This window comes from Terrimonas ferruginea DSM 30193, from assembly GCF_000425585.1.
In the GTDB taxonomy this organism is placed as follows: domain Bacteria; phylum Bacteroidota; class Bacteroidia; order Chitinophagales; family Chitinophagaceae; genus Terrimonas; species Terrimonas ferruginea.
In genome coordinates, this window is sequence record NZ_AUDS01000026.1 from 38,904 (window position 1) to 59,241 (window position 20,338).

16 protein-coding genes and 1 tRNA gene are annotated in these 20,338 nt (G+C 48.1%); 3 read left to right on the forward strand and 14 right to left on the reverse strand.

The annotated features are described in order from the left end of the window. Window positions 1-21 precede the first annotated feature (21 nt). The 3 genes from H608_RS0110270 to hutH are packed head-to-tail and all read right to left on the reverse strand — an operon-like array spanning window position 22 to window position 4,491. Complete coding sequence (locus H608_RS0110270; RefSeq protein ID WP_028787606.1) at window positions 22-1,224, reverse strand: outer membrane protein assembly factor BamB family protein; 1,203 nt, start codon at window positions 1,222-1,224, stop codon at window positions 22-24. 26 nt (window positions 1,225-1,250) lie between these two features. Further along, entirely contained in the window at window positions 1,251-2,897 is a 1,647-nt protein-coding gene (gene hutU, locus H608_RS0110275; RefSeq protein ID WP_028787607.1) for a urocanate hydratase, read from the reverse strand. Between the two features lie 31 nt (window positions 2,898-2,928). Further along, window positions 2,929-4,491, reverse strand: a complete 1,563-nt coding sequence (gene hutH / locus H608_RS0110280) for a histidine ammonia-lyase (RefSeq protein WP_028787608.1) — start codon at window positions 4,489-4,491, stop codon at window positions 2,929-2,931. A 457-nt stretch (window positions 4,492-4,948) separates the two neighbouring features. Here hutH and H608_RS0110285 point away from each other — a divergent pair, with 457 nt between their 5' ends. Next, complete coding sequence (locus tag H608_RS0110285; protein ID WP_211227053.1) at window positions 4,949-5,464, forward strand: transposase; 516 nt, start codon at window positions 4,949-4,951, stop codon at window positions 5,462-5,464. Window positions 5,465-5,543: 79 nt separating this feature from the next. On the opposite strand, the gene H608_RS0110290 is transcribed toward H608_RS0110285, so the two are convergent. The 4 genes from H608_RS0110290 to H608_RS0110305 all read right to left on the reverse strand — a co-directional run bounded on the left by H608_RS0110290 (window position 5,544) and on the right by H608_RS0110305 (window position 11,122). After that, window positions 5,544-6,170, reverse strand: coding sequence for a hypothetical protein (locus H608_RS0110290; protein ID WP_028787610.1), 627 nt, complete (start codon window positions 6,168-6,170; stop codon window positions 5,544-5,546). A 350-nt stretch (window positions 6,171-6,520) separates the two neighbouring features. After that, a tRNA-Arg gene (locus tag H608_RS0110295) sits at window positions 6,521-6,594 on the reverse strand. A gap of 53 nt (window positions 6,595-6,647) precedes the next feature. Next, window positions 6,648-9,470 carry a sensor histidine kinase gene (locus H608_RS0110300; RefSeq protein ID WP_028787611.1) on the reverse strand — a complete coding sequence of 941 codons (2,823 nt, stop codon included), beginning with the start codon at window positions 9,468-9,470 and terminating at the stop codon, window positions 6,648-6,650. 371 nt (window positions 9,471-9,841) lie between these two features. After that, window positions 9,842-11,122, reverse strand: a complete 1,281-nt coding sequence (locus H608_RS0110305) for a retropepsin-like aspartic protease (protein WP_028787612.1) — start codon at window positions 11,120-11,122, stop codon at window positions 9,842-9,844. A gap of 330 nt (window positions 11,123-11,452) precedes the next feature. Here H608_RS0110305 and H608_RS0110310 point away from each other — a divergent pair, with 330 nt between their 5' ends. After that, window positions 11,453-12,673 carry an MFS transporter gene (locus H608_RS0110310; protein WP_028787613.1) on the forward strand — a complete coding sequence of 407 codons (1,221 nt, stop codon included), beginning with the start codon at window positions 11,453-11,455 and terminating at the stop codon, window positions 12,671-12,673. Here the strand turns inward: H608_RS0110310 and H608_RS0110315 are convergent. Beyond that, the gene (locus tag H608_RS0110315) at window positions 12,654-13,121 is read right to left on the reverse strand and encodes a DUF4440 domain-containing protein (protein WP_028787614.1); all 468 of its coding nucleotides are present in this window, start codon (window positions 13,119-13,121) and stop codon (window positions 12,654-12,656) included. The two genes, H608_RS0110310 and H608_RS0110315, sit on opposite strands and share 20 nt — an antisense overlap. Before the next feature lie 62 nt (window positions 13,122-13,183). On the opposite strand from H608_RS0110315, the gene H608_RS0110320 reads away from it, so the two are divergent. Next, complete coding sequence (locus H608_RS0110320) at window positions 13,184-13,516, forward strand: hypothetical protein (RefSeq protein WP_155990118.1); 333 nt, start codon at window positions 13,184-13,186, stop codon at window positions 13,514-13,516. 105 nt (window positions 13,517-13,621) lie between these two features. On the opposite strand, the gene H608_RS0110325 is transcribed toward H608_RS0110320, so the two are convergent. From H608_RS0110325 to infC, 6 genes are all read right to left on the reverse strand, one after another. Next, window positions 13,622-15,025, reverse strand: a complete 1,404-nt coding sequence (locus H608_RS0110325; protein WP_028787616.1) for a type III PLP-dependent enzyme domain-containing protein — start codon at window positions 15,023-15,025, stop codon at window positions 13,622-13,624. 99 nt (window positions 15,026-15,124) lie between these two features. Continuing rightward, on the reverse strand, window positions 15,125-15,895 hold the full coding sequence (locus H608_RS0110330) for a hypothetical protein (RefSeq protein WP_028787617.1): 771 nt from the start codon (window positions 15,893-15,895) through the stop codon (window positions 15,125-15,127). Between the two features lie 105 nt (window positions 15,896-16,000). Beyond that, window positions 16,001-16,345 carry a 50S ribosomal protein L20 gene (gene rplT / locus H608_RS0110335; RefSeq protein ID WP_028787618.1) on the reverse strand — a complete coding sequence of 115 codons (345 nt, stop codon included), beginning with the start codon at window positions 16,343-16,345 and terminating at the stop codon, window positions 16,001-16,003. Window positions 16,346-16,409: 64 nt separating this feature from the next. After that, window positions 16,410-16,607 carry a 50S ribosomal protein L35 gene (gene rpmI, locus H608_RS0110340; protein ID WP_028787619.1) on the reverse strand — a complete coding sequence of 66 codons (198 nt, stop codon included), beginning with the start codon at window positions 16,605-16,607 and terminating at the stop codon, window positions 16,410-16,412. A gap of 364 nt (window positions 16,608-16,971) precedes the next feature. After that, on the reverse strand, window positions 16,972-19,509 hold the full coding sequence (locus H608_RS0110345; RefSeq protein ID WP_028787620.1) for a zinc-dependent metalloprotease: 2,538 nt from the start codon (window positions 19,507-19,509) through the stop codon (window positions 16,972-16,974). Window positions 19,510-19,620: 111 nt separating this feature from the next. Continuing rightward, a complete protein-coding gene (gene infC / locus H608_RS0110350; protein ID WP_028787621.1) occupies window positions 19,621-20,271 on the reverse strand; it encodes a translation initiation factor IF-3 in 651 nt (216 codons plus the stop codon). Window positions 20,272-20,338: the final 67 nt, after the last annotated feature.

Genomic DNA, 20,338 nt, shown 5'->3' on the forward strand with positions numbered 1-20,338 from the left:
GTTATGTTAATAAGGTCCGTATCAGTACCCTATTCGCCCTGAAGACATTATTAATGACAAAGAATTCATATACCTGTCTTCAATATCCACGTGCTTTTGCAATACACCGGTAGCTGCGTTGTAAATACTAAAACCATTTCGGCCGTTTTCGTCCGAACCATATAAGAACAATTTATTGCCGCCATATTTAATATTGAGTCCTCCTCCTGGGTATACGTCCGTTTTCCACACCTGTGTATTCTCTCCCATATTAAAAGCAGTTAGATAATAACTGTTGTTATGAATATTGTACAGGTAGGCTTTTTTATTGTAGATAGTATAGCGCCAAATAGATAAACCAAGATTATCGGCAACCGGCCATCTTTGAATCATGCCGCCGTTCACCGGATCGATGGATTTCAATATCTTACTACTGTCCAGCGCGATGATTCGCCCATTCTCAGAGAATGGTCTTGAAAATTGACCACGTTTATTCCAGGCCACTGATCCTGTGTGTTTATTCAATGCCCCAATACTGCCACCGCCCACAGTCACCATAAGGTCTCCTGCAACAATTGCGTTACCAAAGTCTGTAACGTTAATGGTCTGTTGAAACTGCTCCCACTCGATAGATTTAGACTGCGTATTGTACTTAACAAATTTTGTACTGTATGGTCCATCATACAAAGTAAAGTAAACCGCGTTTTCATGCCAGGCCATTTTATTAAATCCGTAACCCGACTGCGCCGGAATGTGAGTAGAAAATAGTAAGTTCCCATCGATGGCGCTATAGGCGGCTAGATACGCCCGGGTACCGTACAACGTTGAGCAGATGACGGTATCATTTCGGGAAACAACATCATTGACCAGTCTGTAACCATTTGAAGAGTTAGACCACAACAATGCTCCCGTTTTCAGATCATATCCCCGCAGTTCATATTCAGACACCGCAACTACTTTACCGTTGGTTATCACCGGCGGATAAATCTGCTTGTCAAATGTAACATTCCACTGGCGTGTGCCCGATGTATCATATACGCTGAAACTCGTCGCGGAATAGGGCAATATTGGAATATCGACGACTGTACTCACCACAATCGCGGCCACTTTTTCATTATCCACTGCAGCCGGAGGTGGAGGTGGATCCGGAGGTTCTGGTGATTCATTTGCTGCAGTATCTTTTGTGCAGGAAGCAAATAAACTTAAGCATAATGCAGTGATCCAGAGAATTCGTTTTTTGTTCATTTTTAATAGATGGTAGTTGTTATATATCAGATAGTTAGTCCGTGTTTCTTCGCGGTTTCCTTCGCAATGTCATAACCTGCATCGGCATGGCGGATAACGCCCATCCCCGGATCGTTTCGCAATACGCGGGCAAGTCGTGCATCGGCTTCGGCTGTGCCATCCGCTACAATTACCATCCCTGCATGAATGCTATAGCCCATGCCTACCCCGCCGCCGTGGTGAAGACTCACCCATGAGGCGCCGCCAGCCGTATTGACCAATGCATTCAGCAATGGCCAGTCGGCCACGGCGTCGCTGCCATCGAGCATGGCTTCGGTTTCCCGGTTGGGACTTGCTACTGAGCCTGTATCGAGGTGATCCCGGCCGATCACAATTGGAGCTTTTACGCGGCCGGTGCGTACCAATTCATTAAAAGCAAGACCGGCTTTTTCTCTTTCTCCTTGTCCGAGCCAGCAGATACGTGCAGGCAAACCCTGAAACGCAATCTTTTCTTTGGCGAGGCGCAACCAGCGTTGGAGGCCTTTGTTATCAGGGAATAAATTGCCGATTACTTCATCGGTAACGGCAATGTCAGCAGGATCGCCGCTCAAAGCCGCCCATCTGAAAGGGCCTTTGCCTTCGCAGAAAAGCGGGCGGATATAAGCCGGAACAAAACCGGGAAAATCGAATGCATTGGCCACACCTTTTTCCTGCGCGCGTGCGCGGATATTGTTGCCATAATCAAACGTAATCGCGCCCAGCTTTTGCAATTCCAGCATCAGCTCTACATGTTTCACCATGCTGTTATAAGCCAATGCAACATATTCATCGGGATTGATCTTGCGTAATTCAGTTGCCTGTTCGTAGCTCAGTTCATGCGGCCAGTACCCGATCAGCGGATCGTGCGCGGAGGTCTGGTCCGTTAAAGTATCGGGAATGATTTTTCTCTCAATCAATCTTTCCAGCAGGTGTACGGCATTACACTGGACACCGATGCTGCGTGCTTCCCCTTTTTGTTTGTAAAGCAAAGCCTGATCGATGGCTGCGTCGATATCGGTGAATTTTTCATCGAGGTAGCGTGTTTCGATGCGTTTATCGATGCGCCAGCCTTCCACTTCGGCGATGAGTGCCACTCCTTCATTCATGGTAATGGCGAGTGGTTGGGCACCACCCATTCCACCGAGACCGGCCGTTACATTCAATGTGCCTTTGAGTGTACCGCCGAAATGTTTGTCGGCCGCGGCTCCGTAGGTTTCGTAGGTTCCTTGTACGATGCCCTGGCTGCCAATATAAATCCAACTGCCGGCGGTCATCTGACCGTACATCATCAATCCCTTTTTCTCCAGCATATCGAAATGTTCCCAGGTAGCCCATTTAGGCACCAATTGGGAATTGGATAACAAAACACGTGGTGCATCGGGATGGGTTCGAAGAATGCCGACGGGTTTGCCGGATTGTATCAGCAATGTTTCATCATTTTCCAATGACTTCAGGCTGGCGATGATCTTGTCGAGTGCCTCGAAGTTGCGCGCAGCTTTACCGCGGCCGCCGTACACTATTAATTCATCCGGACGTTCGGCCACTTCGGGATCGAGGTTGTTGAGCAACATGCGGAGTGCCGCTTCCTGCACCCAGCCTTTGGTAGTGAGCGTGGACCCCGTGGGTGTTTTATATTTAACCGGATCGTAAGACATAGTAAACTGTTTATCGGATGAATGATTTTTATTAATAGGTAAATTCGGCATACCCTTCGTTGAGCCGGATATCGCGCGCGGCAGTAAAGGCGTCTACTTTTTCCACGAAAGAAAAATCTTTGATCAATCCTGCCACCAGGTTGATGTCTTCAGCAAAAATGCGGTCTTCCTCGGCAAAGCTTACGTAGTTGCGCACAAGGTCATGTGCAAACTCGAGCACTTCGCTGCTGCGATGCGGACGGCGGAATTCAATCGCCTGGCAGGCGCTGAGCAATTCGATCGCCAGGATATTTTCGAGGTTATCAAGCACCTGGTTGAGTTTGCGCCCGCTGATGCTGCCCATGCTCACATGGTCTTCCTGTCCGAGTGAAGTAGGAATACTATCGGCGCTTGCAGGAAAGCAAAGTGTTTTGTTTTCCGTTACCAAAGCAGCAGTGGTGTATTGCGGGATCATGAAGCCGCTGTTCAATCCTACATCTTTCATGAGCAACATCGGCAAACCCCATTTGCCTTCCAGCAGCAAATAACAACGGCGATCGGAAATATTACCGATCTCTGCTGCGGCAAAGCAGGCATAATCGAGTGGCAGCGCGAGTGGTTGCCCGTGGAAGTTTCCACCGCTGATGGTATCTGTTGCGGAAAAAATGATCGGGTTATCAGTAACGGCGTTAAGTTCCGTTTCGGTCAATTCTTTTAAATGAAACCAGGCTGTGCGGCTGGCACCGTGTACCTGCGGCATGCAACGGAGGCTGTAAGGGTCCTGTACACGTCCGCAGTCCACATGGCTTTGCATAATGGCAGAATCACGCAGGATCAGGCGCAGGCGTTGTGCTACGAGCCGGTTGCCGGCATAAGGCCGGAGTTTGTGCAGGCGTTCGTCGAACGGTGCGTTGGTACCTGTCAGGGCTTCAAGCGTCATGGCGCCGATGATATCGGCAGCCTCAAGGCAATTATGCATCCGTTGCACCGCTTTTACGGCGAAGGAAAGAATGAATTGCGTGCCGTTGATCAGTGCCAGTCCTTCCTTAGGACCAAGTTGGATTGGCAATAATTGGTTTTGTTGCAACACCCGGGCAGTCTTTTTCTTTTCGCCATTAACCCAGCATTCACCCAAACCAATAAGTGGAAGGAAGAGATGTGCCAGAGGGGCCAGATCGCCGGAAGCGCCGACGCTTCCCTGGCTTGGCACTACGGGAATAATGTCGTTGTCGATATGCCAGATGATCCTTTGTAAAGTGGACAATTGCACCCCGCTGTACCCTTGTGCAAGAGATTGCACTTTGGTAATGAGCATGAGCTTCGACACTTCCGGAGCGATAGGTTCGCCTACTCCCACGCTGTGGCTTTGCAGGATCTTGTATTGAAGTGTGGCGGTATCTTCTTCTGAAATAGGCTTATTGGCAAGGATTCCGAAGCCGGTATTGACGCCGTAGACGGTGCGGCCGGTGCTGACGATCTGAGCTACTTCACCCTGGCTGGCGAGTACGCGTGCGGTAGCTTCGTCATTGAGGCTGGCTTTGAGCTGGCCGCGGGCAATAGCGATAGCTTTGCTGGAAGTGAGCCGGTCGGTGCCGTAAAAAAAAGTATCGGGCATACAAACGTGTTAGGGCGCAAAAATATCAAATTACGATCAGTCGTGAGTAGGTAAAATTTCCCGTCCAAAGCCATGGTTCGTGTATACACGAACCATGGGGGGAAAACGTTCGCCTACCTTAAAAAAAAATCATCCCATCCAAACCCATGGTTCGTGTATACACGAACCATGGAAGGAAAACGTTCGCCCACCTGAAGAAAAATCACCCCCAAACCCCTGGTTCGTGTATACACGAACCAGGGAGGGAAACGTTCGCCCACCTGAAGAAAAATCACCCCCAAACCCTTGGTTCGTGTACACACGAACCAAGGGAGGAAAAGTTCCATCTAAACGTCCTGTCAAGGAAAGCCTCATCTGCTGAACGTCATTTTCACATTGACATATTTATTGCCAGGAATAATTTCGCCCGATGATGAATAAAATCCTACCGTCACCTCGGCGGAACTCTTATATGGAAATGGAAGAGATTTACTTCTGGACGGCAACTATTCACCAATGGAACAAATTACTGCTGGACGATACTTACAAGAAGATTGTTATTAACTCTCTTTGTTACCTCAGCGAAAAAAACCTGGTGGATATATTTGCTTTCGTAGTAATGCCCAATCATGTTCATTTTATATGGCGATTAAATAAAATGAACGGAAAGCAACGTCCGCATCATTCGTTTCTAAAACATACCGCGCAGGAATTCAAACACAAACTTACCTGTGAGAACCCTGCCAGGCTATTGCCATTTATGGTAAATACCGCCAATAAAAAATATCAATTCTGGAAACGCGACTCCCTGGCGATTCAGCTTTACAACCGGCAAATAGCTTATCAAAAGCTGGATTATCTCCACAACAATCCGCTCGCAGGACGTTGGCAACTGGCTGCCGATCCTTGCAGCTACAAGTATTCATCTGCATCATTTTATGAGCATAACAAAAAACAGTTCAGTTTTTTGAAAGACCTGAGAGGTGAATTTTAAAACAGCCATGGTTCGTGTATACACGAACCATGGCTGTTTTGCAGGAGTGAGCGAAAAATACTTTTAGTTAACAGATCAATTAAAAATTAAACCCAAAATGAAGTCCGGGTTCAAAACCAAAGTATCCCGGCCATTTACTTTCCTTTTCTTTAAAAGATTGTGGCGTATTCGTTTTTACAGGCCAATGAGTCAAACCGACAGATGGTTCTATAAAGAAACGGTTTTTAAATAGTTTAACCTGGTAACCCAAACGGTAGGTCATAAATAAGGTGAATCCATTTGCAATCTTTTTATCATCCTCATTATAATATCTTTGAAAAGCATTCATTGCATGCACGCCTGTATATAATCCTTTCCACCAAAAACGATTGTACGCTAATCCAATTACATTTTGGCGCACATGTCCGGGATAGTTTTCTCCCGGCGCATCAAATGATTTTCCCCAGGGAATACCTAACGGATAAGCAAACCTGGATCTTTTTAATTCCAGGAAAACAACATCTTTAGATGTGATCCTGTATCCAAGATTCAGTTGCATAAAATGAGGTGGATTACGGTCATTCGGAATAAAATTTCCCAGCATCAGGAATGTACTCCCAACAAAATACTTTTTGTAAGTACTGTCTTGTTGGACATTTTGTGCATTCACTTGTAAACTGCCTGTCATCATTAAGGTCAAAGCGAAAAATACAATCTTCTTTTGCATGTCAATACTGTTATTAAATGTAATGCAAAGGTCGATTGGCAAGATGTCCCGACTCGTTCACTTAAGTTAAGAAAGGACCACTACCCTCATTTTTCCTGACAATTCTTGCCTCTTTCAAGGTCATTATTCCAATCATCGCTTAAAACCTTGGAGCCTGTGGAGACATTTCGTTCACCAAGCTTCAAACTCCTTTTACACTGGGAACGATAAAGTCGGGTCCCCAAAAAGCCCCCAAACAGGCTCCGCTTTTCCTGGTTTTGTTTGATTACGTATAAATGGTAGCAGTTAGTTAAACCATTACCGGTAGCGGGCTTTCAACGAAAAAAGCGCAATTATAAATTGCGCTTTTGTGACCCGGATTGGATTCAAACCAATGACCTACTGCTTAGAAGGCAGTTGCTCTATTCAGCTGAGCTACCGGGCCGTCAGGGCCGCAAAATAACGATTTTTTTGACAGCCGGACAAATCTAAATCATCCTATCGTTTCTTCAGGGGAACATGCACTTCCAGCGTGCAACCGCGGCCAGGTGTTGTCAGCAGCTCCATTTTTCCCTGGAACAGCAGTAACCGGTTGCGGATATTCGTGAAGCCCATGCCAAACGGCTGGGTACGCGCATCAAATCCCCGCCCGTCATCCCTGATCGACATGTGCAGCGTCTGCGCACTTACATGAAAGAACAGCCACACATTTTTCGCCTGTGCATGCCGCGCAATATTGTTCAACTGCTCCTGCGTGATCCGGTATATGGTAAATTGTAGTTCTTCGTCCAATTGCTCAGGATCCACATCGAAACGAAGCTGCGCTTCAAATTTTCCTACTGATGTATACGATCCTACCAGGTCCTCCAATGCTTCTTCCAGCCCTATATCTTTTAATCCGGGAGGTGTAAGCGAATTACAAAGTGTACGTATTTCACTGATCACCGACTGCACCATTTCCTCGCTCTTCTCGATCAGCTCCTGCCGGTTTCCTTCCTGACTTTTCGCATAGTCGAGGTAGATCTTGGCAGTGGTCAGTTGCTGATTGACACTGTCATGCAGTTCCGAACTGATGAATTGTCGTTCTTTTTCCTGTCCATTGATCTGCGCACGTGTGATCAGTTGCTGCTCCCGCAACTTACGCCGCAACGCTCTTCTCACTGCCCAGAATATTCCCGCAATGATGAGTAAGAACAATGTGCGCGATATTATTTTAAACCACAACGTATCGTAGAAGTAGGGTTTGATGCGGAAGTTCAGTTGAGCCGTCGGCGACCAATGCCCGTACCGCTCGGCTTTTACTTCAAAAGCATAATTGCCGGGCTCCAGTGAAGAAAAGTATACGACGCGTTTATTACCTGTAGGCGTCCATTCGTCCGTGCCTTTCAGCCTGAAATAGTATTGAATATCCGAAGCCTTGGAAAAATCGATACTCGTATAACGGATCTCGAAATTGTATACACCCGGCGGTATTTCAATATCATCAATACCGGGATAAAATGTATGATCACCAAACCGAAGCGATTGGATCAATACGTTGAGGTCGTTACTTTCTTTACCAATGTTGGCGGGATCGGCAACCGATACACCCTGCACTGTAGGAAACCAGAGCGTGCCATCAGCCATCGCCCATCCTGCAGGATAAAATCCGCCGTTGGTTTCAGCATTGGGCATACCGTCAAATGCATTGAATAATCGCACCGCCATCCGGTTTTTACCACCTGCTTTTTTTGCGCGGATCATTTCTTCCACAGATACCCGTTGTAATCCCTGGTTGCCCGTGAGCCACAAAAAACCTTTTGAGTCTTCCAGCATACGGTAGGATTCCCTGAAAAATAATCCGGCTGTTTTATCCAGTAGTTGAAATTTTCCTTCGTATTGTACGATCAGTCCCACATCCGTCGTCATCCACATATCACCTTCCCGGTCGGTATAAAAGTCATACACAATTTCCCCCTGGAATCCTTCTTTGTGATGATACCGCGCTATATGGCCTTCCCTGTCCATTTTGAATACACCGTTTCCACGGGTACCAAACCAGATATTCTGCTGTTTGTCTTCATAAGCCGCTATAATATTGGGCCTGTCGCCCGATGGTGGTTCTACCGTTTTTATCACCTCGTCCTCATCCATCACATGCAGCCCACCCAGGCGTGTAGTGATCCAGAGACGGTTACGCGAGTCATTGAAAAGGCATATGACGCCGTTGTTCAGCAGTCCGTCTTTTGTGGTGTATTGCCGGTCGATACGGCCGGTTGTGTTATTGAAACGCGTAAGTCCATTCGTAGTGCCGATGTAGACATAATCCCCTCTTCCATAGATCGACAATACCACATTGTTGGCCAATCCATTTGTCTGATCGAATTTGGTAAGCAAACCGTTGGCCCAGCGATGCACGCCTTTTCCGGCCGTACTGATCCACTGATCGCCATTCGGATGTTGATAGATAGCGAGGATGATTTTACCGGCAAGTTCTTGTTGTGGCATCGGTCCGCCGAGCAGTGCCGGGCGCAGTTGCAGTAATCCCGACGAAGTGGTGCCCATCCACACAATTCCCTTGCTCGTTGTTAAGATGGAACGGATACCATCGTGTTCGTGGCCTGCCTGCGCCGGTGTGACCAGTTTGCCGTTTTCCATTACCTGGTATCCTGCGCTGCGGGTACCGACCCACAGCCTTCCGTCAGATGAGTAATGCAAACTATTGATGAAGTTTTCCCTCAATCCGTTTTTGTCTGAATACCAGGTGGTATCGGTTGACAGATGACACAGCCCGCGCGATGCCGCTCCCAGCCATATCGAGCCATCGGCAGCGGGTTCTATTGCCAGTATTCCCACACCATTGAACAAGGGATGCGGACGCGGTACAGGATCGTTGCCACTGATGCGGTAGAGCCCCTGCGATGTACCGATCAGCAGTCCGTGTGCACTTTGCCTGATGACTTCAATGGAAGAGCCCATACCACGTTCCCATTGCGGATAATTATAAATGGAATCGCCATTCAGCACCAGCAGCCTTCCATTGCTGGTACCGATCCACAGTTTACCTTTTCTGTCTAATTCAATGCTTTTGATCCATCCGCCACTCACCTGGTCGCGCAGGTCCCATACCCGCTCCACTTTGTGCGAAAGACGCACGACAGAATTGCTGCCTGCGGCCCATACGTTACGGCCGGAAACAGCAAAGTCATAAAAAGTATGGGAAATAAGTGATGGCGTATTCGCCATGTTGATGAGCGAGAACTCTGCACCATCGAAACGAAACAATCCTTCTTCCGTTGCACCCCACAGATAACCGGTACTGTCCTGTACAACGCGGTACACAGTGTTCTGCGGCAGGCCGGACTCGTTGTTCCAGCTCCGGTAGACAAAATTATATGGGTCGCCCGCGGTGGCAGGCTGTGCGTATGACGGGATACACAGACTACATAACCAGTATATTATCCAGCAGCAAAAAAATCGTACAAAAAAAAGCGTCTTTCTCTTACACAGGTTAGGTTGGTATCCCTTGACCAACAACTCCTCCATTCGGTATAGGTTCGTTACTTATTCCGGTGGCAGCTTACTGTTTCCGGATTTGACAAGATTATTTGCAATAATAAGAAGACCGGGAATATGACAATAAAATACCCCGTTTTTCTTGGATATGTTCAATAAAAGCATTGAAAAATTGACATTTGACAAGTTTCCGATGCCTATTCGAAACGCAAACACATATCGCGGAAGTTGAAATGTAGCTTTTCAAACTTGCCGATGAGATCCTGGCCGATGTTGCCGTAAAAGTGTGCCCTTTCGGGGTTGGTAGCATCCCTGAACAACTGTACCGAGTCTACCGCCACGGGCACGCCGTTGATCTTTGGGCTAAACGTTACAAAATAGCCGGGAGCCGTCATGGTGCCGCCGGCGCCGCTGTAGGAAAGTTGCGTGGTTTTGTAACGTTTGGAAATATCCTGGCGGTGCTTACGGAAATATTTCTGGTACAGTTGCGTACCGCGGGCACCGGAGTCGAAGGTGTAATTGTCGCCGTCCAGTTGCAGAATGGGCGTTAAGAAGTCCAGTGCAAGATTCTGCTCGGTGCAGGTGATGAATGTTTTATTCACGATCAACTCGTCTTTGCGGGTAATCTGGAAATCCCCGAAAGCTTCGATCACGGGAAAGCCGATGATGCCATTGATCTGGTAACCGATCTGCGGAAAAGCCAGGGCAGAATCAGGGAACACCAGGAATACGGCATTACGTACTTCAATCTCACCGATTTTGAAAGAAGGACAAACCGCCAGTTCGGCATTTACCTTAATGCCCGTGATCGCTCCTACTTCAATTTGCGTATCAGGCATGATGCGCATACCAAATGTGCGGGCAGTGGATTTTGTAACTGTGGAAAGATTAGCACCCGTGTCAAATACAAAATCTTCTTCCGCATCGCCGGATTTTACTTTGAGATTGGTGAGCATTACCTTATCACGTGTAAACTGCAGCTTTGTACTTTCTGCTATAATCACCTGCTGGGCAGGTTCGCCACGCAATGCGCCCCATATTTTGCGGGTGTTGGCATAATCATCGCGTTCGTCTGCGCTGAGTTGCGCATGGTAGTTTTCCAAAATATCATTGATGGCCGCCCAGGCTTCGCCGTAGGCAAACAACTTTCCGCAGTTCGTCTGACGCAGACCCAGCAGTTGCAGCTTAGCGGCAGGGCCTAATTCATTTCCATATTTGGAAAAAAGAGAAGCGATCCGCTCGTTGGACTGACCGAGACGATTAAAAACATTATCGATTTTTGCTTCGCAAAGCCATTGTTGTTTTTCTGAAAGCTGGCTTTGACTGGCCTTGTAAAGATCACGTGCCGAAAAAAAATCCTTATCGCTGAAAAGCGCTTCAATCCGGTTGTAGACCTGGTCCGGGGTGTCGGTCGTTTTCCTGCTGGTAGCACAACCTGTCAGTATAACAAAGCTTATGTATAAAAATAGCCGGTGCATGGGGAGGTTTTTGGATTCTAAGTTAGGTTAAAGAGATGGTATAAGGTGTAGGGCGTAAGGGGTAGGGTAAACAGCCGCCCGATACTTCGGGCATAAGTTTTAAGTATTAAGTAAACAGCCGGGGCGAAGGGGTAAGGCTTCTACTCCATGGTTCGTGTATACACGAACCATGGCATTGACCATTCACTATTCACCATTCACTTGTTGACTTATTGACGATTGACGATTGACGATTCACCATTGACTATTCACCATTCACTATTGACTTATTGACGATTGACGATTCACCTATCTTTGCCCCGCTTTACAAAGCACTTAAAAAGTAACCTTATGTCGGTTCCGGCTTTCTCTCCTTATCAGCGGTTTGTAGTTGCCCTGCTGGCGCTGCTGCAGTTCACCGTTGTTCTTGACTTCATGGTCTTGTCTCCACTCAGCGATGTGTTGATGAAATCAATGGACATTTCTACCAAACAATTCGGCTGGGTAGTGTCGGCTTACGCCTTCAGCGCGGGCATTTCCGGCATCCTGGCGGCAGGCTTCGCCGATAAATTCGATCGCAAAAAATTATTGCTTTTCTTCTATATCGGTTTTATTGGCGGTACGGCTTTCTGCGCGATGTCCAATAATTACGTCATGCTGCTCTCGGCCCGCATTGTTACCGGTTTGTTCGGCGGCGTAATCGGTGCCATTTCCATGGCCATTATTGCCGATCTGTTTGCCGTACAGCAACGCGGCCGGGTAATGGGCATCGTGCAAATGGGTTTCGCGGTAAGCCAGGTGCTTGGTATTCCCGCCGGTCTTTTCTTCGCCAATAACTGGGGCTGGCACAGTTCGTTCTGGATGATCGTGATCCTTGCCATCCTGATTGCCATATCCATCATCTGGTTGTTAAAACCTGTAACGGCTCACCTCAGTATACAACACGACAAATCACCCTTCCTTCATTTCTGGCACACGTTGCAGAGCCGAAGATACCGTACCGGTTTTGCCGCCACTGCCCTGCTGTCTGTCGGCGGATTTATGATGATGCCTTTTGCCAGCGTTTTCCTGGTAAACAATATTCATATTCATCACGACGATCTGCCCATCATTTTTCTTTGCACCGGTATTGCCTCGATCGTGATCATGCCGGTAGTCGGCCGTCTCAGCGATAAGGTCAACAAGTTCAGTTTGTTTGTGGCCGGTTCTGCACTGGCTATGGCCATGGTTCTCGTTTACACCAATCTTGTGCCGGTACCTTTGTGGGCAATCATTTTACTGAACATGGTGATGTTTGTCGGCATTATGAGCCGCATGGTGCCCGCCATGTCGTTGGTGACGTCTATCCCTACTATGTCTGACCGCGGAGCGTTTATGAGCATCAACAGTTCTTTACAGCAAATGGCCGGAGGCATTGCGGCCATCGTCGCGGGTTCGATCGTGGTGCAACCGGCAAAAGAAGCGGCGTTGCTGCATTACCCTATACTCGGATTAGTAGTGGTGGGCGCCATGTTGGTATGCGCCATATTTGTTTACCGTGTAAGTAAACTCGCTACTGACCCGGCTTCCTGAGGCAGGGATCTTTTCGACGTGTATCGATGATGTAGCGGATTCTCCATTGACCACCGGTGCGCACCAATGTAAACGCGTTCACTCCGCAGTGACTGAATTTTTTCTTATAAAAAAAATGGTAAGGCGTCCATACCACAGCCATATTACCATCGATATGAACGGCTCCGAAACTGATTTGCTCATCAGCATTGCCCGGTTCTTCTTTCTGTAAAAAAGCGGCGAATGCGGCGGGCGACTCGCGCTGCACCTTCACCTGCCCGTCGCGGGTGGTGACGATTGTTTCCAGCACGGCGCTGTCGTCGAATACGGCCAGCAAGGCGGCGGCATCGGCATCGTGCATGGCTTTGAACAACTGGTTTACGCTGGCTTTAACACTATCTTCAGTTGTTTGGGCATTTGTATTAACAAAAAGCAAAACCGTTGTTAAGAGGGAGATAAAATGACGCATAACGTGATTTTTTGGGCAAACTATTGCATGTTTTGTTCGTCCAAAAGAAAAAACGAATGCGTATGAAAACAAGACAATTGGTACCAGCGGTCGCTTTACTGGCTATGACGGTTATTTTTGCCAGTTGCGGCAGTAGCCGCGAGGTACATGTATATGGTCCGCCACCACCGCCTCCGTCATCTTTTTCCCTGGTGGTCACGGCCGGTCCGGGTTTCCCGGTCAGCCGTTATCGTGACGGACGGTATTTTTACCGGAGTCCGCAGGGTTATACTTATTGGCGCGGCAACGACAACCGTTATTACCTTGACCGCCGTTATATGAATCGCCGTTATTATAATCATCCGCAGTATCATTCGTGGAAGAGGGATCACAGGCATTATTATCGCGGACGCTGAGTCGTCAATGGTCAATGGTGAATGGTGAATGGTCAATAGAAAAAAGGTGAATGAGTAACTCATTCACCTTTACTTATAACTTATTACTTAAAACTTATTACTCCCTTACTTCAGGTAGCCGAGGATCCGCAGCATACTCTGCGCAGATTGCTGCTTGGCATATACCCAATCCGTCAATTTACCTTTGTTGTCGTAGCCGACAATCACGTGCTGTGGCGAAGGAATGAGGCAGTGTTTGATACCTCCGTAACCGCTGATCTGATCCTGGTAAGCGCCTGTATGGAAGAAGCCAACATAAAGCGGTTCGGGACTTTCGCCTTTTTTCGGCAGGAATACTTCGTTGATATGTTCTTCGGAATCGTAATAGTCATGGCTGTCGCACGTGATGCCTCCCAACACCACCCGCTGGTATTCTTCATCCCATTTATTGATGGGCAGCATGAGGAATTTTTCACCGATGCCCCATGTATCGGGCAATGTGGTGATGAAAGATGAATCGATCATGTACCAGGTTTCGCGATCGTTCTGCGCCTTTTCCCCGATAACGCTGTAGATATGCGCCATGCTCTCTCCCACTGTGTAGCTGCCAAACTCCGTATAGATATTCGGCATCGGCACTTTTGACTTCTTGCAGGCAGCCTTGATATTGCGCACGATTTCATTGATCATGAACTGGTAGTCGTACTCAAAACCAAGGGAGTGTTTGATCGGAAAGCCGCCGCCGATGTTAATCGAATCCAGTTCGGGGCAGATTTTTTTCAACTGGCAATAGAGGTTGATGATCTTGTTCAGCTCACTCCAATAATAGATATCATCCTTGATGCCTTTGTTCAGGAAGATGTGGAGCATCTTGAGCTGGAACTTGCTTTCATACCCTTCGATGCGGTCGACATAAAACTCGAGAATATCCTTTGCACGGATACCAAGTCTTGATGTATAGAAAGGGAAATTCGGTTCTTCTTCAGCCGCCACGCGGATACCGAGCTTGAACGGAACCTTCACTGTTTTGGCGTATTCTTTCAGCTCATCTTTGTTATCGAGTACGGGCACTACGTTTTGGAATCCTGAGTTGAGCAGGCTGGCGATGCGGCGCGTGTAGCTCTTTTCTTTGTAACCGTTGCAGATGATATGAATATCCTTGTTGATCTTCTTGCGTTCGTACAACTTCTTGATGATCTCGATATCGTAAGCATAAGAGGTCTCGAGATGAATTTCATGCTTGAGCGCTTCTTCCACTACGAAAGAGAAATGCGAACTTTTGGTACAATAGCAATAAAAGTATTTCCCTTCGTAGCGGTGTTTTTTAAATGCGTTTTCGAACATGGCTTTTGCCTTGTTGATCTGCATGCCGATTTTAGGGAGATAAGTTAACTTGAGCGGAGTACCGTACTTGTTGATCAGGGCTTTGAGATCAAGGCCGTTGAATTGAAGATACCCATCGACCACATCAATGCCTTCCTGTGGAAAATTGAATGTCTGCTTTACGAGATCGCTGTATGAATTGTTCATTTTAATCAGCCCGCGGCGCGCGGGTCGTCTACCCGGTTAACAAAAAGTAACGGGCAAAAATAAAACATTGAAAAAAATACGCCGGAAATATTTTCGGAGCTACCAGCGGTAGACGAACCGGAGTTGCACCTGGAAAAGTTTGACCGGATGTTCGTAAATATCAGCTACCCGGTGTTCGTGCTCTTCATTGGTGCTTACGTTTACAAAACGGATGTTGAGCGGTTTGCCTTCGGAAGGGTTGGTAACATTGGTTTCATATACTTTACCCATATTGGCATATTCCTGTTTGCCGCCACCTATGCAGGAAAAGCTCAGGTCGATGAAGGAGCGGTTGCGGGCTTTGCTTTTGCTGAAATCATACATGAGCCCGGCACCACCACCTGCGTACCAGGTATAATCTTTTACGGTCGTGCGTTTTTCCAGGGGCCGGCAGCCATCTTCGTCATGTGGATCTTCGACATACAGGGTGCTGTACATACTGAGCAGTCCGCCCATAATCTGTCCGTAAGGCACCAGTCTTTTGCTGTTGTCGGTGCGGGGCTTTTCAAACCTTGCGCGGGCGCCTATGGTGCCGATCTGGCTGTTGAGGTTCACATCTGTTTCGGTGGAGCTGCCATCCCGGAAAGTGAAGGTCTGGCGGCGGCTGGAGGAGCCATAAGTGCCTACCTGCAGGTCAGCTCCGAGCCATATAAAGGGTGCCTTTTTGAGGGAAAACAACATTTCCATGTCGAGACCGTGTTCGGACTTGAAACCTTTTTTCATTTCGCCACCGGGGAGGAACAGGTTGTAACCGATACCGATTTGTCTGTTCTGGGCCTGGAGGAATAAACCAGCCAGTACAAGCGCGCAGGAAAAGAAGAACTTTTTCATAAGCGTTTATTTGTTGGAAATGGTACCCTGAATGTACAGAAAATGGCGGTATAAGGCAAAAAAAGACCACGCCGTAGCGTGGTCCTTCTCTCCTGAAGCGGGAATTTATTTTACAGAATCAACCAGCGTTTTGAATGTTTCGGGGTTGTTCATAGCCAGGTCAGCCAGGACTTTACGGTCGAGGGTGATTCCTTTTTTCTGCAGTTTGTTGATGAACTCAGAATAAGTGAGGCCTTCAGCACGAACGGCCGCGTTGATACGGGCAATCCACAGCGAACGGTATTCTCTTTTCTTGAGTTTACGGCCTACATACATGTAGGTCATACCTTTTTCAACAACGTTCTTGGCAACCGTTAATACGTTTTTACGTTTGCCATAGAAACCTTTGGCTTGTTTTAATATTTTTTTGCGGCGAGCTTTGGAAGCTACTGCATTTTTTGAACGAGGCATATCTTAAGCGTTTAAAAGTAAAGATTGGGGTTAACTGAAACACCGCTCTGCGCGGTCTGCCGGCTTATTTCAGGCGCAGCAGGCGTTTAACGAAATTCATGTTGGACTTGGCCACTACTCCGTCAACACGCAGCGCTCTTTTACGCTTGGTAGATTTTTTGGTCAGGATGTGACGCTTGAAACTTTTCTGGTGGGTGATCTTACCAGTCGCAGTCACTTTAAAGCGTTTCTTTGCGCTGGAGTTTGTTTTTACTTTAGGCATTATAACCTTGTTTATTTAATTACACCTTTGAGGCGTTCCCAAACAGTCGGGATCCTTGTCGGGCCTCTTCAGTAATGTATCCGCTTGTACCAAACAAAACGGGGCGCAAATGTACACATTCTGTTCTGGTTTACCTAACACATTTTTGATCAACGCCTTAATCGCCTGATTATGAAGGCAAAAGGTTTAAGGCTTAAGGTTTAGGGTTGTCAGTACCAGGTTATAAGTAAACAGCCGTGATTAGCTCCCCCAGGCTGATACTCGGCCTCTCGAAGGGCTAATCACGGCTGTTTTATTGACTATTGACTATTCACTATTCACCTGTTCACTCACTATCAAATCTTCAAATTGTCAAATCATCACATCACTTCTTCGGATCGAGAATATTATCAATCCGGCTGGCTACATCCTGCAGGTGAGCACGGCTCATCGCATCAGCAGTACCCGCAGCGGCATTTTTCGCTTCTGCACGCAGCGACACCAGATGGGCACGCACCGCACTGTAAACATCCGAATTTTCAATTGCCGGAGCAGAGGGACCGGATGAACGGCCACCGCCACCGCCGCCAACGATCAGCGTCATGGTGCTGGCCGGAGGATTCAGCAGTTTGTCCAGCACACCAACGTATGCTTTCTGCAGGTTGCGACGGTAAGGATCTATACGGCTGCGTGTTTTCAGCTCAGACCAGATACCGCTTTGCAGATCGTTCAGCAGTTCGCTGATCGTGTAAGCCTTCGCTCCTTCAACCGTTTCGCCTTCCACCAGCTTGCCGAGGTTACGGCCAGACAGCAGGCTGTTCAGCGTTGACTCCTGCAGCGACAACACGGTTGCAGTTCCGCTGATACCTGTTTTCGCGAAGATCGATTGATCCAGCAACCAGGTTGGCGTTTTGAACAGGTTATTTTGCAGGAATGTTACTGCTTCTTTTTGCTTTGCTTTCGGTACGTATTCATATACCACACCCTTTTCTTCTACTGTACGTAGTGTTTCCATGATGCCGCCCACATATCTTGTTACATGGCTCATATACATCGCAAACTGGTTGCGCACTTCGCCATACATCATACGCAGGTTGTCATAGTTCTTGTTAGGCTCGCGTGTCCACGCTTCCAGGTTGGGTATGATGCGCTTCAGGTTAAGGATGCCATAGTAAGCTCCTTTCATGGCATCATCGCCTACCTGCTCGCGCTGCGAACGGGGATCATCGGGATTGTTTTCGCGGCCAAACCACAGACGGTTGTCTTTAAGTTTATTGATCACCCATTGATTGAGGTGCGCTTTTTCCGCATCTTCATTTGCGTACTGCGGGAACAGGCGATAACCCCATTCGATCGACCAGTCGTCGTAGTCACCGATGCGGGGGAACAGGCCCACGCGGGAGATATTGTCTTCCGGCTGTGCTACGTAGTTGAAACGCGCATAGTCCATGATCGAAGGCGTATGGCCGTTTTTCTCTACCCATGCTTTGTCGCGGAGTTTTTCTACGGGCACCGTGGAGCTGGATCCGTAGTTGTGTGGCAGACCGAGGGTATGTCCCACTTCGTGAGAAGACACGAAACGGATCAGTTGGCCCATCAGTTCATCGTCGAACAACATTTTGCGCGCGCCGGTATCCACAGGCGAAGCCTGCACAAAATACCAGTTGCGGATCAGTTGCATTACGTTGTGATACCAGTTGATATGGCTCTCCATGATCTCACCGGTGCGGGGATCGCTGATGCTTGGACCGCTTGCGTTGGCAATGTCAGAAGGTTTGTACACGATCGCTGAATAGCGGGCATCATCGAGGCTCCATTCAGGATCTTCCTGTTTGGTCGGCGCTTCGCGTGCATAGATCGCGTTTTTGAAACCTGCTTTTTCAAATGCTTTGGCCCAGTCGTTCACGCCCTGGATCAGGTAAGGCACCCATTTTTTCGGCGTAGCCGGATCGATATAAAACACGATAGGCTTCCTGGGCTCTACGAGTTCGCCGCGTTTGTATTTTTCCCAATCGCCGTCTTTCGGCTCAAGGCGCCAGCGTTTGATCAGGCGAACAGATTCCACCCCCTGCGGGTTGGCATCAAAGTCGGTATAACCCACAGCGAAATAACTCACGCGCGGATCATAATAACGCGGCTGCATTTTTTTTGCCGGAAGTACGACCCAGGAACTGTTCAGTTCGAGTGTAACGTTACCGCCGGGAGAGCTCATTGCCCCGGGTGCAGGTGTGCGTCCAAAAGTTTTTACGGTGGTCAGTTCCACGTTCATCGGATAAGAACGTACGGTAGCGATGTACGACTTGTCGGTTTGCTGCGAACCGATGCGGAGCGCAGATTTGAAGGAGCTGTTGAAACCGAGGATATCGTTGTCGCTGTTCACATAATCGGTGATGTCGATCACGGTACCGGTGATGGTCGTGGGCAACACTTTCACGTCAAAAGACGCTACGATCGGTTGAATATTGGAATTCCTGACCGACATGAACATAGGTGACAGGGAATCTTTGGCATACTCCGAGTAAGAAATATTGCGCAGGAATACTTTGTTGTTGGGGCCTTTGTCGAAAGCTACCACGTTTTGTCCGATCTGGTCGCCGGCATATCCGAAAAATCCGTTGCGGATGCCGCCTCCGGATTTGGAAATGCGGTTAACGACGAGTAGCTCACGTCCGAAAACGGAATCCGGGATTTCAAAGAAATACTTGTCGTCTACTTTGTGAACCCTGAAGAGACCATCGTCGGTAACGGCTTTGTCGGTAATGACTTCCTTGTAAGGCTTGGGGCCTTGCGAGGCGCCAGCACCGCCACGCCCTGCGGGAGGGCCGCCGGTAGGTCGTGTAGTGTCAGCTTTGGGTTGTTGTGCTGCGGCTGCAAGATGCAGCAAAATGGCCGCAGCGGCCAATGAGGAGCGAATTAACTTCATGCCTGGCTTAGTTTATAATTTTAACGTCTCAATATACGTCAGCCAGGCTTTTAGTCGGTCAATTATTTACATGAACGGCAATCCCCGCGTTACTGCGGGGATTGTGTTCTTTTATTCTTTCGGCTTATCTGACTTTTTCTTGGCGCCTTTCGGTGCGAACATCGCCAGCATCCGTCGTCCTTCCAGTTTCGGCATATTTTCCAATACACCTACTTCTGCCAGACGCTCGGCAAATTTCAGGAGGAGCAGTTGCCCGCGGTCCTGGAATTGAATAGCGCGGCCTTTGAACTGTACATAGGCTTTCACCTTGTTGCCATCTTTCAAAAAGCCTTCGGCATGTTTTGCTTTGAAGTCGAAGTCGTGATCGTCCGTGTTGGGAGTAAAACGGATCTCTTTCACTTCGGAGACTTTGCTTTTCGCTTTCATCTCCTTTTCTTTCTTCTTCTTATCGTAAAGGAACTTGTTATAGTCAATGATCTTACAAACCGGGGGATCTACCTGCGGGGAAATTTCCACCAGGTCCAGTTGTTGTTCCTGGGCGATGCGCAGGGCATCCTGGGTGTTGTAGATACCAACTTCCACGTTGTCTCCTACCAGGCGAACCTGCGGTACGCGAATGAATTGGTTGATCCGGTGTTCGGCTTCTTTACGGGGCATGAAACGTCCCTTGAAACCACCTTTGTTAAAGCCACCGCCGCCGGGTCTGAATCCGCCGCCGGGCGGTCTGTTGAACCCGCCTCCGGGTTTTTGAGGTACTGCCATTTACATTTTTTAGTTTAAAAATTGATTTGGTACGGTCTTCCGGCTTAGAGAAGACCTTGTGACGGTT

Bases quoted from the DNA above. Each gene is read 5' to 3' on its own strand.
- H608_RS0110270 (WP_028787606.1), bottom strand. From the start codon at position 1,224: ATGAACAAAAAACGAATTCTCTGGATCACTGCATTATGCTTAAGTTTA.
- hutU (WP_028787607.1), bottom strand. From the start codon at position 2,897: ATGTCTTACGATCCGGTTAAATATAAAACACCCACGGGGTCCACGCTC.
- hutH (WP_028787608.1), bottom strand. From the start codon at position 4,491: ATGCCCGATACTTTTTTTTACGGCACCGACCGGCTCACTTCCAGCAAA.
- H608_RS0110285 (WP_211227053.1), top strand. From the start codon at position 4,949: ATGGAAGAGATTTACTTCTGGACGGCAACTATTCACCAATGGAACAAA.
- H608_RS0110290 (WP_028787610.1), bottom strand. From the start codon at position 6,170: ATGCAAAAGAAGATTGTATTTTTCGCTTTGACCTTAATGATGACAGGC.
- H608_RS0110305 (WP_028787612.1), bottom strand. From the start codon at position 11,122: ATGCACCGGCTATTTTTATACATAAGCTTTGTTATACTGACAGGTTGT.
- H608_RS0110310 (WP_028787613.1), top strand. From the start codon at position 11,453: ATGTCGGTTCCGGCTTTCTCTCCTTATCAGCGGTTTGTAGTTGCCCTG.
- H608_RS0110315 (WP_028787614.1), bottom strand. From the start codon at position 13,121: ATGCGTCATTTTATCTCCCTCTTAACAACGGTTTTGCTTTTTGTTAAT.
- H608_RS0110320 (WP_155990118.1), top strand. From the start codon at position 13,184: ATGAAAACAAGACAATTGGTACCAGCGGTCGCTTTACTGGCTATGACG.
- H608_RS0110325 (WP_028787616.1), bottom strand. From the start codon at position 15,025: ATGAACAATTCATACAGCGATCTCGTAAAGCAGACATTCAATTTTCCA.
- H608_RS0110330 (WP_028787617.1), bottom strand. From the start codon at position 15,895: ATGAAAAAGTTCTTCTTTTCCTGCGCGCTTGTACTGGCTGGTTTATTC.
- rplT (WP_028787618.1), bottom strand. From the start codon at position 16,345: ATGCCTCGTTCAAAAAATGCAGTAGCTTCCAAAGCTCGCCGCAAAAAA.
- rpmI (WP_028787619.1), bottom strand. From the start codon at position 16,607: ATGCCTAAAGTAAAAACAAACTCCAGCGCAAAGAAACGCTTTAAAGTG.
- H608_RS0110345 (WP_028787620.1), bottom strand. From the start codon at position 19,509: ATGAAGTTAATTCGCTCCTCATTGGCCGCTGCGGCCATTTTGCTGCAT.
- infC (WP_028787621.1), bottom strand. From the start codon at position 20,271: ATGGCAGTACCTCAAAAACCCGGAGGCGGGTTCAACAGACCGCCCGGC.